Genomic DNA, 13126 nt, shown 5'->3' with positions numbered 1-13126 from the left:
ATACCTTACTTCTTCTTAGCTTCTTTAGTACGCACATTTTCATCTGCGTAACGTACACCTTTACCTTTATAAGGCTCAGGCTCACGATAAGAACGAATGTCAGCCGCAACTTGACCAACTAGCTGTTTATCACAACCAGTTACAATGATCTCAGTTTGGCTAGGGCACTCAGCTTTAATACCTTCAGGTAGAGCGTGCTCTACTGGGTGAGAAAAACCAAGAGTTAGAGCTACAGAGTTGCCTTTCATAGCAGCACGGTAACCAACACCCTTAAGAGTAAGCTTCTTAGTGAAGCCCTCAGTAACACCCACAACCATGTTGTTAACTAGAGCGCGAGCTGTACCAGCTTGTGCCCATGCGTTAGCAACACCTTCTTTCGGACCGAAAGTTAGGTTGTTTTCTTCCTGTGCAATAACTACGGCGTTGTTAAGAACGCGAGTAAGCTCACCTTTGCTACCTTTTACAGTAACTTCTTGGCCGTTTAGTTTCACCTCTACGCCAGCTGGAATAGCGACAGGTGCTTTAGCAACACGAGACATAATCTACTCCTTAAGCTACGTAACAGATGATTTCACCGCCAAGACCTGCTTTACGAGCAGCACGGTCAGACATCAGACCCTTGGAAGTAGAAACAACTGCAATACCAAGACCACCCATCACTGTAGGTAAAGAGTCTTTATTTTTATAAACTCTTAGACCAGGACGTGATACACGCTTGATTTGCTCGATTACAGGTTTAGCTTGGAAGTACTTTAGAGTAACTTCTAGCTCAGGTTTTGCTTCGCCTTCAACAGCGAAGTCTACGATGTAACCTTCAGCTTTAAGTAATGCAGCAATTGCAACTTTAAGCTTTGAAGAAGGCATTTTTACAGCAACTTTATTTGCTGCCTGACCGTTACGAACTCGGGTCAGCATATCCGAAATCGGATCTTGCATGCTCATAAGATTTACTCCAAATGATTAAGTGGCAATTACCAGCTAGCCTTACGAAGACCCGGAATCTCGCCTTTCATGCAAGCTTCACGAACCTTAATGCGGCTTAGACCGAATTTACGTAGGTAACCGTGTGGACGACCAGTTTGGTTGCAACGGTTGCGCTGACGTGATGCACTTGAATCACGTGGAAGAGATTGCAGTTTAAGAACCGCATTCCAACGATCTTCTTCAGATGCGTTTACATCGCTAATGATAACTTTTAGCGCAGAACGCTTTTCAGCGAACTTAACTACTAGTTTTGCACGTTTAGCTTCACGTGCTTTCATTGATTGTTTAGCCATAACAGTAACCCTACCCTTACTTACGGAATGGGAAGTTAAAGGCAGCCAGCAGAGCTCGGCCTTCCTCATCGGATCCCGCAGATGTCGTGATAGTAATATCAAGACCGCGGACGCGATCGACTTTATCGTAGTCGATTTCCGGAAAGATGATTTGCTCGCGAACGCCCATGCTGTAGTTACCGCGTCCGTCAAAAGACTTAGCGCTAACACCACGGAAATCACGTACACGTGGAAGTGCGATAGAGATTAAACGCTCTAAAAATTCCCACATGCGCTCACCACGCAAGGTTACTTTACAACCAATTGGGTAGCCTTCACGAATTTTGAAACCAGCTACAGATTTACGCGCTTTCGTGATAAGTGGCTTCTGACCAGAGATCGTTGCCATATCAGATGCTGCGTTTTCTAGCAGTTTCTTATCGTTGATTGCTTCACCAACGCCCATGTTTAGGGTGATTTTCTCAATCCTAGGGACTTGCATGACGCTTGTGTAGCTGAACTCTTTGGTAAGCTCAGCGACTACAGACGACTTGTAGTAATCATGCAGTTTCGCCATAGTAGAACTCCAAATTACTTCTAATTAGTTAGAAACAGTTTCGCCGTTAGATTTGAAGAAACGAACTTTCTTGCCATCTTCGATACGGAAACCGATACGGTCTGCTTTACCAGTAGCCGCGTTAAAGACTGCAACGTTAGAAGCATCAATAGCTGCTTCTTGTTCAACGATGCCACCTTGTTGACCTAGAGCCGGAACCGGCTTTTGGTGTTTTTTAACAAGATTGATGCCTTCAACAACAACTTTACCAGTTGTCAGAACCTTAGTTACTTTACCTTTCTTGCCTTTATCTTTACCAGCAAGAATGATTACTTCGTCATTACGACGGATTTTAGCTGCCATGTTGCCGCTCCTTACAGAACTTCAGGTGCAAGTGATACAATCTTCATGAATTTCGCGTTACGAAGTTCACGAGTCACAGGACCAAAGATACGTGTGCCGACTGGTTGCTCAGTAGTGTCATTTAACAATACACAAGCATTACTGTCGAAGCGAATGACAGAACCGTCTGGGCGACGAACGCCTTTACGGGTGCGCACTACTACCGCCTTCAGAACATCACCTTTCTTTACTTTACCGCGAGGAATTGCTTCCTTCACTGTAACTTTGATGACGTCACCGATATGTGCATAACGGCGGTGAGAGCCACCCAGAACCTTAATACACATTACCTTGCGCGCGCCAGAGTTATCTGCTGCGTCAAGTGTACTTTGCATCTGGATCATTGTTAGTGCTCCGCTAAATATTAAAACTAGACCCTCTCGGGTCGGGCTGCCTCTTTAAAAGGGACGCGAATTGTACCACCCTTTTTTTAAATTGGGTAGACAAAAAACAAGCGGCTCCAAAAAATAATTTGGAGCCGCTTATAAGTTATAGAATTACAAAGATTAAATCTTCGCTTTTTCTAGAACTTTAACCAATGTCCAAGACTTAGTCTTAGACAGAGGACGACACTCAACGATTTCAACTTTGTCGCCTAGGCCACAAGTGTTGTCTTCGTCGTGTGCGTGTACTTTAGTCGTGCGCTTAACGTATTTACCGTAAATTGGATGTTTTACAGTACGTTCGATAGCAACAACGATAGACTTGTCCATCTTGTCACTTACAACACGACCTTGCTGGATGCGGTTAGTTTCGCTCATTATGCGCCTGCCTTTTCAGTCAAAACAGTTTTCACACGTGCGATGTCACGGCGTACAGCTTTTAGAGTATGAGTTTGCTGTAGCTGACCAGTTGCAGCTTGCATGCGCAAGTTGAACTGTTCACGTAGCAAATTCAATAGCTCAGCGTTAAGCTCTTCAACGTTCTTTTCGCGTAGATCTTGTGCTTTCATCACATCACCTGCTTAGTTACAAAAGTAGTTTTAACAGGCAGTTTGCGTGCCGCTAGGCGGAACGCTTCACGTGCCAACTCTTCAGGTACGCCATTCATCTCGTACATAACTTTGCCAGGTTGGATTTGAGCAACCCAGTACGCAACTGAACCTTTACCTTTACCTTGACGAACTTCAAGAGGCTTTTCAGTAATCGGCTTGTCTGGGAATACACGGATCCAGATTTGACCTTGACGCTTAATGTGACGTGTCATAGCACGACGTGCCGCTTCGATTTGACGTGCAGTTAGACGACCACGGCCAACAGCTTTAAGACCGAATTCGCCGAAGCTTACTTCAGTACCTTTCGCTAGACCACGGTTACGACCAGTCATAACCTTGCGGAACTTAGTACGTTTTGGTTGTAGCATCGTTCGACTCCTTACTTACGGCCTTTACGCTGCTTCTTAGGCTTATCGCCTTTTGGCTCTACTGCGTTAGCAGCTGGCATACCGCCTAGAATCTCACCTTTGAAGATCCAAACTTTAATGCCGATCACACCGTATTGAGTGTGAGCCGAAGAAGTTGCGTAATCAATGTCTGCACGTAGAGTGTGTAGAGGCACACGGCCTTCACGGTACCACTCAGAACGTGCGATTTCAGCACCGCCAAGACGGCCGCCTACTTGTACTTTGATGCCTTTAGCGCCTAGACGCATAGCATTTTGTACCGCACGCTTCATTGCACGACGGAACATAACACGACGCTCTAGTTGAGACGCGATGCTATCAGCTACAAGCTGACCATCTAGCTCAGGCTTACGTACTTCAGCGATGTTAATTTGCGCTGGTACACCTGCGATTTTAGCTACAGCTGTGCGTAGCTTCTCTACGTCTTCACCTTTCTTACCGATAACAACGCCAGGACGAGCTGTGTGAATAGTCACACGGATGCTCTTAGCTGGACGCTCGATAACGATACGAGATAATGATGCTTTTTGTAGTTCCTTTGTAAGGAACTGACGTACCTTGAAGTCGCCGTCTAGGTTGTCAGCGAATTCGTTGGTATTAGCAAACCATGTAGCATTCCAAGGCTTAACGATGCCAAGACGAATACCATTAGGATGTACTTTCTGACCCATTGCTTACTCTCCTAGTCTTTAGCGATCTGCTACAACAATAGTGATGTGGCTTGAACGCTTCAAGATACGATCCGCACGACCTTTAGCACGAGGCATAATGCGCTTCATGATAGGGCCCTCATCTACGAAGATTTTAGCGACATTTAGATCGTCGATATCTGCACCTTCGTTATGTTCCGCGTTAGCGATAGCTGACTCAAGAACTTTCTTAACCAATACAGCAGCTTTTTTGTTGCTGAAAGTTAGAATTTCTAGAGCTTGGTCTACCGACTTACCGCGAATTTGGTCTGCAACTAAGCGAGCTTTCTGTGGAGAAATACGAGCAAAGTTATGTTTAGCTAAAGCTTCCATCATCTACTCCTTATTTCTTCTTAGCTTTCTTATCTGCAGCATGACCGCGATAAGTACGAGTTGGTGCAAATTCGCCCAGTTTGTGACCGATCATTTCTTCGGTAACGAAAACTGGAACGTGCTGACGACCATTATGGACAGCGATGGTCAAACCAATCATTGTTGGGATGATCATTGAGCGACGGGACCAAGTCTTAATAGGCTTTTTGTCTCCGCTTTCCACCGCTTTCTCTACCTTCTTCAGCAAGTGTAGGTCAATAAAAGGACCTTTCTTGAGAGAACGTGGCATGGCGATTCCTCTTTATAGATTATTTAGTGCGACGACGTACGATGTACTTGTCAGTGCGCTTGTTCTTACGAGTCTTGAAGCCCTTAGTAGGAACGCCCCAAGGAGATACTGGGTGACGACCACCAGATGTGCGGCCTTCACCACCACCATGTGGGTGATCCACCGGGTTCATTACTACACCACGTACGGTTGGACGTACGCCGCGCCAGCGTGAAGCACCAGCTTTACCAAGTTCACGTAGCATATGCTCAGAGTTACCAACTTCACCGATCGTTGCACGACCTTCAGAAAGAACTTTGCGCATTTCACCAGAACGTAGACGAATAGTTACGTATGCACCATCGCGAGCGATGATTTGAGCATAAGCACCAGCCGAACGAGCTAGCTGAGCACCTTTACCAGGCTTAAGTTCAACACAGTGTACAGTAGAACCTACTGGGATGTTGCGCATCGGCAGAGTGTTACCTGCTTTGATTGCTGCATCTACACCAGATTGAATCTGGTCACCTGCGTTAACACCTTTAGGTGCAATGATGTAACGACGCTCACCGTCTGCGTACAGAACTAGAGCGATGTTAGCACTACGGTTTGGATCGTATTCTAGACGCTCAACTTTCGCTGGGATGCCATCTTTAGTACGTTTGAAGTCAACTACACGGTAGTGGTGCTTATGACCACCGCCGATGTGACGTACTGTGATACGACCGTTGTTGTTACGACCACCGTTCTTAGAGTTTTTCTCTAGAAGTGGTGCGTATGGCTTACCCTTGTGTAGGTCAGCGTTAACAACTTTAACGACGTGACGACGACCAGGGGAAGTCGGCTTACATTTAACAATAGCCATTTTTACTACTCCTGTTATTCCGCGCCGCCAACGAAGTCAAGATCTTGACCTTCTTTCAAAGTAACGTAGGCTTTTTTCACGTCTGAACGACGGCCTTCACGCATACCTTGACGTTTGGTCTTACCCTTTAATACAAGAGTATTTACAGACTTAACTTCAACTTCAAATAGCTTTTCTACAGCTGCTTTGATCTCTTTCTTAGTTGCATCTTTAGCTACTTTGAAAACGATAGTGTTCGCTTTCTCAGCTGCCATAGTTGCTTTTTCAGAGATGTGCGGAGCACGTAGAACTTTTAAGATACGCTCTTCAGTGATCATGCTAGCATCTCCTCAACTTGCTTAACTGCGTCAGCAGTCATTAGAACCTTGTCGAAAGCGATAAGTGATACTGGGTCTACACCAGCAACATCACGTGCATCAACTTTGTATAGGTTACGAGCAGCTAAGAATAGATTTTCATCTACTTCGCCAGTCACAATCAGAACGTCGCTTAGCTCAAGCTCTTTAAGCTTAGCTACAAGTTCTTTTGTTTTTGGTGCTTCTACAGAGAAGTTATCAACAACGATTAAACGCTCTTGACGAACTAACTCAGAAAGAATGCTCTTCATAGCACCACGGTACATTTTTTTGTTTACTTTTTGGCTGTGATCTTGTTGTTTCGCAGCAAAAGTAACACCACCTGTACGCCAGATTGGGCTACGAATTGTACCAGCACGTGCGCGGCCAGTACCTTTTTGACGCCATGGCTTAGCGCCACCGCCAGATACTTCAGAACGAGTCTTTTGAGCACGAGTACCTTGACGAGCACCTGCTGCATATGCAACAACTACTTGGTGTACAAGAGCTTCGTTGAAGTCACGTCCGAAAGTAGTCTCGGAAACAGTTAGTGCATCAGCACCTTTAACCATCAATTCCATTACTTACTCCTAGACGTTATGCTTTAACAGCAGGTTTTACGATCACGTTTCCGCCTGTTGAGCCCGGTACTGCACCTTTAATAAGGAGTAGATTGCGCTCAGCGTCAACACGTACGATCTCTAGGTTTTGAGTCGTTACACGCTCAGCACCCATGTGACCTGCCATTTTCTTGCCTTTAAACACGCGACCTGGAGTTTGACATTGGCCAATTGAACCCGGTGCGCGGTGAGACAAAGAGTTACCGTGAGTCATATCTTGAGTAGAGAAGTTCCAACGCTTAACAGCGCCTTGGAAGCCTTTACCTTTAGATGTACCAGTAACGTCTACTTTCTTAATTTCGTTGAAAAGTTCTACGTTTAGCTCAGCGCCAACTTCAAACTCTTCGCCGTTTTCTAAACGGAATTCCCAAAGACCGCGACCTGCTTCTACACCCGCTTTCGCGAAGTGACCAGCTTCAGGTTTAGTTACACGGTTAGCTTTCTTAGCACCAGCAGTTACTTGGATTGCTGCGTAGCCGTCTGTCTCAAGAGTTTTAACTTGAGAAATACGGTTCGCTTCAACCTCAACAACTGTTACTGGGATAGAAACGCCTTCTTCAGTAAATACGCGGGTCATACCCACTTTACGTCCGACTAGACCAATCATTATTCTTATCTCCCTTAACCTAGGCTGATTTGAACATCAACGCCAGCTGCAAGATCAAGACGCATTAGAGCATCAACAGTTTTATCTGTTGGCTCAACGATGTCGATCAAACGCTTGTGAGTACGGATTTCGTACTGGTCACGTGCATCTTTGTTGACGTGTGGAGAGGTAAGAACAGTGAAACGCTCTTTACGAGTAGGAAGTGGAATAGGACCACGAACCTGTGCGCCAGTACGTTTTGCTGTTTCAACGATTTCCGCAGTTGAAGCATCGATTAGCTTGTAATCAAACGCTTTAAGGCGGATACGAATACGTTGGTTCTGCATGAGACAGAGCTCCAATTATTAAAAATTACACAAACAATATCGCCACTCAAACCCGAAAGAACGAGAGAATGCCGATTGATTTATGTGAAACCGTAGCATCCAAAATTAGGACGCATTGTCAGTTAACTTTTGAAGCAAACAAAAAAGTTTACTATTTTTATTAACCGCGAACATAAGCTGAGTATACATTACTAGGTAAGACCTACTCCTCAGTGCTCATTGGTTCACAACCGACGTTAGCCAGTGCGTTGCATTATACAGATCACATTTTGGTATGCAAGTGTCGTTGGAAAAATAATCGGAATATATTTGATCAAGGTAATCGACGGTAGCTGAATGACGAAAGTCGAATAATAAAGAACGGAGGAATACTTGGGGAATTGTAGAAACGTAAGAGGTTAGAAAAATAAAAGGGAAGCCGAAACTTCCCTTTTTTTAATGCAGTTCTTCTAATGAAGAGTGTGCAAAATCAATTCGCAATTAAGCGAAGATTTTAGCTACAACACCAGCACCAACTGTACGGCCACCTTCGCGGATTGCGAAACGTAGACCTTCGTCCATTGCGATTGGAGCGATTAGCTCAACAGTCATTTGAACGTTGTCACCTGGCATTACCATTTCTACGCCTTCTGGTAGAGTGATGTCGCCTGTTACGTCAGTTGTACGGAAGTAGAACTGTGGACGGTAACCCTTGAAGAAAGGAGTGTGACGGCCGCCTTCGTCTTTAGAAAGTACGTATACTTCAGACTCAAACTTAGTGTGTGGGTTGATAGAACCTTTCGCAGAAAGTACTTGACCACGTTCAACGTCATCACGCTTAGTACCACGTAGAAGTGCACCAACGTTCTCACCTGCACGACCTTCGTCAAGCAGTTTACGGAACATTTCAACACCAGTACAAGTAGTAAGAGTTGTCTCTTTGATACCAACGATTTCTACTTCGTCACCTACACGTAGGATACCGCGCTCGATACGACCAGTTACAACTGTACCACGACCTTGAATTGAGAATACGTCTTCAATTGGTAGTAGGAACGGTTGGTCTACTGCACGCTCTGGCTCAGGGATGTAAGAATCTAGTGCTTCTGCAAGCTCAACGATCTTGTCTTCCCACTGCTTCTCGCCGTTTAGTGCGCCAAGTGCAGAACCTTGGATAACTGGTAGGTCATCACCTGGGAAGTCGTACTCAGAAAGAAGTTCACGAACTTCCATCTCAACTAGCTCAAGTAGCTCTTCGTCATCAACCATGTCACATTTGTTCATGAATACGATGATGTAAGGGATACCAACTTGACGGCCAAGTAGGATGTGCTCACGAGTTTGAGGCATAGGGCCGTCAGTCGCAGCAACAACTAGGATGCCGCCGTCCATTTGTGCAGCACCAGTGATCATGTTTTTAACATAATCCGCGTGTCCTGGACAGTCTACGTGTGCGTAGTGACGTGATGGAGTGTCGTACTCAACGTGAGAAGTAGCGATTGTGATACCGCGCTCACGCTCTTCTGGAGCGTTATCGATAGATGCGAAATCTTTAGCAACACCACCGTACACTTTTGAAAGTGTAGTACAGATAGCAGCAGTTAGAGTTGTTTTACCGTGGTCAACGTGGCCGATAGTACCAACGTTTACGTGCGGTTTCGTACGTTCAAATTTTTCTTTAGACACAATCGTGTTCCTTCCTAGTTATGATTCGCCACGTTCATTATTGAGCGAGACGCGCCAGAAATTGCTATTTTATGCGCCAACTCTCGTTAGCGCAATATTTGGACGCATTGTTCTTTTAAAAAATAAAGAAAAATGCCTTCCTTTTGTTTAACCACGTTCTGCAATGATTGCTTTTGCAACATTGTTAGGCACTTCAGCGTACTCACTAAACTTCATAGAGTAAGAAGCACGCCCTTGTGTCGCAGAACGTAAATCAGTTGCGTAACCGAACATGACAGACAACGGAACTTGTGCACGAATTATCTTCAGGCCAGCTGTCCCCTCGTCCATACCTTCGATGATGCCACGACGACGGTTAATATCGCCAACAACGTCACCCATCCAGTCTTCTGGAGTAGTTACTTCAACTTTCATCATAGGCTCAAGCAGAACTGGTTGCGCTTCAAGTGCACCCGTCCTGAAAGCCATAGAGGCAGCGATTGTAAACGCCATCTCACTTGAATCAACTTCATGGTAAGAACCATCATACAGTGTAGCTTTGATATCCAAAACTGGATAGCCAGCAAGCACACCATTGTTCATCTGCTCTTCAACGCCTCTAGCAACTGAAGCGATAAACTCTTTAGGTACAATACCGTTGGCAATTTCATCTACGAAGACAAAGCCTTCGCCAGTTTCTGATGGCTCCAGTTTCAGCCATACGTGACCGTATTGACCCTTACCACCATGCTCACGGATAAATTTACCTTCTGCTTTCGCTGTACCGCGAATTGTTTCACGATAAGCTACTTGCGGATTACCAACGTTGCAGTTCACGTTAAATTCACGCTTCATACGGTCAACGATGATATCTAAGTGTAGTTCACCCATACCAGAAATCAGTGTCTGGCCTGTTTCCGCATCCATATCAACACGGAACGATGGGTCTTCTGCTGCTAGTTTACCTAGAGCAATGGTCATTTTATCTTGATCAGCTTGCGAGCTTGGCTCTACAACGATCTGAATAACTGGGTCTGGAAACTCCATGCGTTCAAGAATAATCTTATGATTCTGGTCACACAGAGTTTCACCGGTGGTTACATCTTTTAAACCAATAATGGCTGCAATGTCACCTGCTCGTACTTCTTTTACTTCTTCACGTTTATTTGAATGCATTTGAACAATGCGACCTAAACGTTCACGTTGCTTCTTCACAGAGTTGTAAGCAGTTTTACCGCTTTCTACAATACCAGAGTAAACACGGATGAAAGTTAGAGTACCAACGAATGGGTCGGTTGCGATTTTAAAGGCTAGCGCAGAGAACGGTTCTTTATCGTCCGCGTGACGCTCTACTTCATTCTCGTCTTCATCAATACCTTGAATCGCAGGTACATCAATTGGTGAAGGGAGAAAATCAACAACGGCATCTAGAACAGCTTGTACGCCTTTGTTTTTGAATGCACTACCACAAGTTGCTAGTACTATTTCATTATTAAGGGTACGAGTACGAAGACCTTGTTTGATTTCAGCTTCTGTTAGTTCACCTTCTTCAAGGTACTTATCCATCAACTCTTCACTTGCTTCTGCAGCGGCTTCAACAAGTTCTGTGCGATATTCTTCAGCCATTTCTTGCATGTCTGCTGGAATATCTTCGTAAGTGAAGGTCATGCCTTGATCAGCATCGTTCCAATTGATTGCCTTCATCTTGATAAGGTCAACAACACCCTGAAAGTTTTCTTCAGTGCCAATATTCAATTGGATAGGAACAGGAGTTGCGCCTAAGCGGTCCTTGATCTGCTCAACGACACGTAAGAAGTCTGCGCCTGTACGGTCCATTTTGTTAACGAAAACCAAACGTGGAACTTGGTACTTATCGGCTTGACGCCATACTGTCTCTGACTGAGGTTCAACGCCAGATGAGCCACAGAACACAACGACAGCACCATCAAGTACACGCAAAGAACGTTCAACTTCAATAGTAAAGTCAACGTGTCCAGGGGTGTCGATGATGTTGATACGGTGATCTGAGAACTGAGCTTCCATACCACGCCAAAACGTAGTGGTCGCTGCTGAAGTGATCGTAATACCGCGCTCTTGCTCTTGCTCCATCCAGTCCATGGTTGCTGCACCATCGTGAACTTCGCCGATTTTGTGAGAAAGACCGGTATAGAACAGAATACGTTCACTTGTGGTTGTTTTACCTGCATCTACGTGAGCAACAATACCAATATTACGGTATCGCTCAATAGGAGTTTTACGAGCCACGGTTGAATCCTCTTAACTTAGAGACTTAGGGACTATTGCTATACCCAGGATGCTAAAAAGTACCAGCCCTAGAAATAGCAATAGTTCCTAGCATATGCATAGGAACTAAAGAAGTGCTGCAAGGAACCTTGCAGCACAAAAAGGTATTACCAGCGGTAATGTGCGAACGCTTTGTTTGCGTCAGCCATGCGGTGAACGTCTTCACGTTTCTTAACCGCAGTACCTTTGTTCTCAGACGCGTCTAGCATTTCAGCAGCTAGGCGTTGAGCCATAGATTTTTCACCACGCTTACGCGCAGCTTCAACTACCCAACGCATAGCAAGAGCGTTACGGCGAACCGGACGAACTTCTACAGGTACTTGGTAAGTTGAACCACCTACACGGCGAGATTTAACCTCTACCGCTGGGCGAACATTTTCAAGAGCTTCTTCAAATACAGCTAAGTGGTCTTTACCAGACTTCTCAGCCATTGAATCTAGTGCAGTGTAAACGATTTTCTCTGCAGTAGATTTCTTTCCGTCAACCATAAGGATGTTAACGAATTTTGCCAGCAATTCAGATTTGAACTTAGGATCTGGAAGGATCTTACGCTGACCTATTACGCGACGACGTGGCATGGATATTCTCCGTTGTCTTCTTCAGGTTTTTTCCAAAACTTTTCAGAATAATAAATAAAATAGTGTTTGGCCTTACTTAACGCTTTCTTTTAAAAAAGAAAATGCATTAAGACTTAGGACGTTTCACACCGTACTTAGAACGACCTTGTTTACGGTCGTTAACGCCAGCACAGTCAAGCGCGCCGCGAACAGTGTGGTAACGAACACCCGGAAGGTCTTTTACACGACCGCCACGGATTAGTACAACACTGTGCTCTTGAAGGTTGTGACCTTCACCACCGATGTACGAAGTTACTTCGAAACCGTTGGTTAGACGTACACGACATACTTTACGTAGTGCCGAGTTAGGTTTTTTAGGTGTAGTAGTGTAAACACGAGTACATACACCACGTTTTTGTGGGCACGCTTCTAGTGCAGGCACGTTGCTTTTAACAACTTGCTTTACACGAGGTTTGCGAACCAACTGGTTAATAGTTGCCATTAACTAGCTCCTGAAATTTACTTGAAAGTAAGCTTTGTGAAAAATCTATCCCTAATCACAAGTCGTAATTAGGGACGCAAAATTCTATTCAGCAGTGGGAGGTGTGTCAAGAAATATACAGATCTTTTTTAGCCGTCCAGAGCTCAGGATGGTTTAATTTTAACCAAACTGATAAAACACGGCTACCAAGTGACTGATTTGTCGCTCAAAACCGTCAGCTTAACGAACCCGTCAAAGTCCACTTGACTAAGTGCACCAGAGACAAGGGGCTGTAAACCTCGGCTATCGAGATCCGGTTTTAACACCGACACCTGATCAACTGCGCAGATTTGAGTGAATAACTCATGATTGGGAAGGCAAACATACACCGCATCTTCCACTAAAAGGAAGTTATCCTGTGGTTGAGAGTAGGTCAATGCGAGTTTAAGTTTGTCGACTGATTTTACGATATGAAGCATAGC

22 protein-coding genes are annotated in these 13126 nt (G+C 44.9%); all 22 read right to left on the bottom strand.

Going from position 1 to position 13126, the window contains the following annotated elements:
- Positions 1 to 5 precede the first annotated feature (5 nt).
- Positions 6 to 539 (bottom strand): 50S ribosomal protein L6, encoded by a 534-nt coding sequence (rplF, locus tag OCT63_RS05155; RefSeq protein WP_017054812.1) that lies wholly within the window; start codon positions 537 to 539, stop codon positions 6 to 8.
- A gap of 10 nt (positions 540 to 549) precedes the next feature.
- Entirely contained in the window at positions 550 to 942 is a 393-nt protein-coding gene (rpsH, locus tag OCT63_RS05150) for a 30S ribosomal protein S8 (protein ID WP_004738788.1), read from the bottom strand.
- A 29-nt stretch (positions 943 to 971) separates the two neighbouring features.
- Complete coding sequence (rpsN, locus tag OCT63_RS05145; RefSeq protein WP_004736747.1) at positions 972 to 1277, bottom strand: 30S ribosomal protein S14; 306 nt, start codon at positions 1275 to 1277, stop codon at positions 972 to 974.
- A gap of 16 nt (positions 1278 to 1293) precedes the next feature.
- Entirely contained in the window at positions 1294 to 1833 is a 540-nt protein-coding gene (gene rplE, locus OCT63_RS05140) for a 50S ribosomal protein L5 (RefSeq protein WP_004736744.1), read from the bottom strand.
- A 24-nt stretch (positions 1834 to 1857) separates the two neighbouring features.
- Positions 1858 to 2175, bottom strand: coding sequence for a 50S ribosomal protein L24 (gene rplX / locus OCT63_RS05135; protein ID WP_004736742.1), 318 nt, complete (start codon positions 2173 to 2175; stop codon positions 1858 to 1860).
- 11 nt (positions 2176 to 2186) lie between these two features.
- Positions 2187 to 2558: a 50S ribosomal protein L14 gene (gene rplN, locus OCT63_RS05130; protein ID WP_004736740.1), complete on the bottom strand. Its 372-nt coding sequence runs from the start codon at positions 2556 to 2558 to the stop codon at positions 2187 to 2189.
- A 162-nt stretch (positions 2559 to 2720) separates the two neighbouring features.
- Complete coding sequence (gene rpsQ / locus OCT63_RS05125) at positions 2721 to 2975, bottom strand: 30S ribosomal protein S17 (protein ID WP_008224753.1); 255 nt, start codon at positions 2973 to 2975, stop codon at positions 2721 to 2723.
- On the bottom strand, positions 2975 to 3166 hold the full coding sequence (rpmC, locus tag OCT63_RS05120) for a 50S ribosomal protein L29 (RefSeq protein ID WP_004736737.1): 192 nt from the start codon (positions 3164 to 3166) through the stop codon (positions 2975 to 2977). The genes rpsQ and rpmC overlap by 1 nt, the downstream gene beginning before the upstream one ends.
- Positions 3166 to 3576, bottom strand: a complete 411-nt coding sequence (gene rplP / locus OCT63_RS05115; protein ID WP_004736736.1) for a 50S ribosomal protein L16 — start codon at positions 3574 to 3576, stop codon at positions 3166 to 3168. Before rplP ends, rpmC begins: the two co-directional genes overlap by 1 nt.
- A gap of 11 nt (positions 3577 to 3587) precedes the next feature.
- Positions 3588 to 4286, bottom strand: coding sequence for a 30S ribosomal protein S3 (gene rpsC, locus OCT63_RS05110; RefSeq protein ID WP_017054813.1), 699 nt, complete (start codon positions 4284 to 4286; stop codon positions 3588 to 3590).
- Positions 4287 to 4304: 18 nt separating this feature from the next.
- A complete protein-coding gene (gene rplV, locus OCT63_RS05105) occupies positions 4305 to 4637 on the bottom strand; it encodes a 50S ribosomal protein L22 (RefSeq protein WP_004736732.1) in 333 nt (110 codons plus the stop codon).
- A 10-nt stretch (positions 4638 to 4647) separates the two neighbouring features.
- A complete protein-coding gene (rpsS, locus tag OCT63_RS05100; RefSeq protein ID WP_004736729.1) occupies positions 4648 to 4926 on the bottom strand; it encodes a 30S ribosomal protein S19 in 279 nt (92 codons plus the stop codon).
- 19 nt (positions 4927 to 4945) lie between these two features.
- Positions 4946 to 5770, bottom strand: a complete 825-nt coding sequence (gene rplB / locus OCT63_RS05095; protein ID WP_017054814.1) for a 50S ribosomal protein L2 — start codon at positions 5768 to 5770, stop codon at positions 4946 to 4948.
- A gap of 14 nt (positions 5771 to 5784) precedes the next feature.
- The gene (gene rplW, locus OCT63_RS05090) at positions 5785 to 6087 is read right to left on the bottom strand and encodes a 50S ribosomal protein L23 (protein ID WP_004736765.1); all 303 of its coding nucleotides are present in this window, start codon (positions 6085 to 6087) and stop codon (positions 5785 to 5787) included.
- Complete coding sequence (gene rplD / locus OCT63_RS05085) at positions 6084 to 6686, bottom strand: 50S ribosomal protein L4 (protein WP_017054815.1); 603 nt, start codon at positions 6684 to 6686, stop codon at positions 6084 to 6086. The genes rplW and rplD overlap by 4 nt, the downstream gene beginning before the upstream one ends.
- A gap of 16 nt (positions 6687 to 6702) precedes the next feature.
- The gene (gene rplC / locus OCT63_RS05080; protein WP_017054816.1) at positions 6703 to 7332 is read right to left on the bottom strand and encodes a 50S ribosomal protein L3; all 630 of its coding nucleotides are present in this window, start codon (positions 7330 to 7332) and stop codon (positions 6703 to 6705) included.
- Between the two features lie 14 nt (positions 7333 to 7346).
- The gene (gene rpsJ, locus OCT63_RS05075; protein ID WP_004736761.1) at positions 7347 to 7658 is read right to left on the bottom strand and encodes a 30S ribosomal protein S10; all 312 of its coding nucleotides are present in this window, start codon (positions 7656 to 7658) and stop codon (positions 7347 to 7349) included.
- A gap of 480 nt (positions 7659 to 8138) precedes the next feature.
- Positions 8139 to 9323 carry an elongation factor Tu gene (gene tuf, locus OCT63_RS05070; protein WP_060468717.1) on the bottom strand — a complete coding sequence of 395 codons (1185 nt, stop codon included), beginning with the start codon at positions 9321 to 9323 and terminating at the stop codon, positions 8139 to 8141.
- Positions 9324 to 9470: 147 nt separating this feature from the next.
- On the bottom strand, positions 9471 to 11567 hold the full coding sequence (gene fusA, locus OCT63_RS05065; protein WP_017055800.1) for an elongation factor G: 2097 nt from the start codon (positions 11565 to 11567) through the stop codon (positions 9471 to 9473).
- Positions 11568 to 11713: 146 nt separating this feature from the next.
- Complete coding sequence (gene rpsG, locus OCT63_RS05060) at positions 11714 to 12184, bottom strand: 30S ribosomal protein S7 (protein WP_010435163.1); 471 nt, start codon at positions 12182 to 12184, stop codon at positions 11714 to 11716.
- 106 nt (positions 12185 to 12290) lie between these two features.
- On the bottom strand, positions 12291 to 12665 hold the full coding sequence (gene rpsL / locus OCT63_RS05055; RefSeq protein WP_004737194.1) for a 30S ribosomal protein S12: 375 nt from the start codon (positions 12663 to 12665) through the stop codon (positions 12291 to 12293).
- 182 nt (positions 12666 to 12847) lie between these two features.
- A complete protein-coding gene (gene tusB / locus OCT63_RS05050) occupies positions 12848 to 13123 on the bottom strand; it encodes a sulfurtransferase complex subunit TusB (protein ID WP_077680934.1) in 276 nt (91 codons plus the stop codon).
- Positions 13124 to 13126 lie beyond the last annotated feature (3 nt).

Origin of the sequence: Vibrio sp. RW (assembly GCF_027587105.1) — a bacterium.
GTDB classification, from domain to species: Bacteria; Pseudomonadota; Gammaproteobacteria; order Enterobacterales; family Vibrionaceae; genus Vibrio; species Vibrio toranzoniae.
Note: the sequence above shows the minus strand (reverse complement) of the source record. Positions and strands in the feature narration are given on the sequence as shown.

What these genes read in the sequence shown, in the direction of transcription:
- rplF (WP_017054812.1), bottom strand. Translation starts at nt 539, where the DNA reads ATGTCTCGTGTTGCTAAAGCACCTGTCGCTATTCCAGCTGGCGTAGAG.
- rpsH (WP_004738788.1), bottom strand. Translation starts at nt 942, where the DNA reads ATGAGCATGCAAGATCCGATTTCGGATATGCTGACCCGAGTTCGTAAC.
- rpsN (WP_004736747.1), bottom strand. Translation starts at nt 1,277, where the DNA reads ATGGCTAAACAATCAATGAAAGCACGTGAAGCTAAACGTGCAAAACTA.
- rplE (WP_004736744.1), bottom strand. Translation starts at nt 1,833, where the DNA reads ATGGCGAAACTGCATGATTACTACAAGTCGTCTGTAGTCGCTGAGCTT.
- rplX (WP_004736742.1), bottom strand. Translation starts at nt 2,175, where the DNA reads ATGGCAGCTAAAATCCGTCGTAATGACGAAGTAATCATTCTTGCTGGT.
- rplN (WP_004736740.1), bottom strand. Translation starts at nt 2,558, where the DNA reads ATGATCCAGATGCAAAGTACACTTGACGCAGCAGATAACTCTGGCGCG.
- rpsQ (WP_008224753.1), bottom strand. Translation starts at nt 2,975, where the DNA reads ATGAGCGAAACTAACCGCATCCAGCAAGGTCGTGTTGTAAGTGACAAG.
- rpmC (WP_004736737.1), bottom strand. Translation starts at nt 3,166, where the DNA reads ATGAAAGCACAAGATCTACGCGAAAAGAACGTTGAAGAGCTTAACGCT.
- rplP (WP_004736736.1), bottom strand. Translation starts at nt 3,576, where the DNA reads ATGCTACAACCAAAACGTACTAAGTTCCGCAAGGTTATGACTGGTCGT.
- rpsC (WP_017054813.1), bottom strand. Translation starts at nt 4,286, where the DNA reads ATGGGTCAGAAAGTACATCCTAATGGTATTCGTCTTGGCATCGTTAAG.
- rplV (WP_004736732.1), bottom strand. Translation starts at nt 4,637, where the DNA reads ATGGAAGCTTTAGCTAAACATAACTTTGCTCGTATTTCTCCACAGAAA.
- rpsS (WP_004736729.1), bottom strand. Translation starts at nt 4,926, where the DNA reads ATGCCACGTTCTCTCAAGAAAGGTCCTTTTATTGACCTACACTTGCTG.
- rplB (WP_017054814.1), bottom strand. Translation starts at nt 5,770, where the DNA reads ATGGCTATTGTTAAATGTAAGCCGACTTCCCCTGGTCGTCGTCACGTC.
- rplW (WP_004736765.1), bottom strand. Translation starts at nt 6,087, where the DNA reads ATGATCACTGAAGAGCGTATCTTAAAAGTTCTACGTGCTCCGCACATC.
- rplD (WP_017054815.1), bottom strand. Translation starts at nt 6,686, where the DNA reads ATGGAATTGATGGTTAAAGGTGCTGATGCACTAACTGTTTCCGAGACT.
- rplC (WP_017054816.1), bottom strand. Translation starts at nt 7,332, where the DNA reads ATGATTGGTCTAGTCGGACGTAAAGTGGGTATGACCCGCGTATTTACT.
- rpsJ (WP_004736761.1), bottom strand. Translation starts at nt 7,658, where the DNA reads ATGCAGAACCAACGTATTCGTATCCGCCTTAAAGCGTTTGATTACAAG.
- rpsG (WP_010435163.1), bottom strand. Translation starts at nt 12,184, where the DNA reads ATGCCACGTCGTCGCGTAATAGGTCAGCGTAAGATCCTTCCAGATCCT.
- rpsL (WP_004737194.1), bottom strand. Translation starts at nt 12,665, where the DNA reads ATGGCAACTATTAACCAGTTGGTTCGCAAACCTCGTGTAAAGCAAGTT.
- tusB (WP_077680934.1), bottom strand. Translation starts at nt 13,123, where the DNA reads ATGCTTCATATCGTAAAATCAGTCGACAAACTTAAACTCGCATTGACC.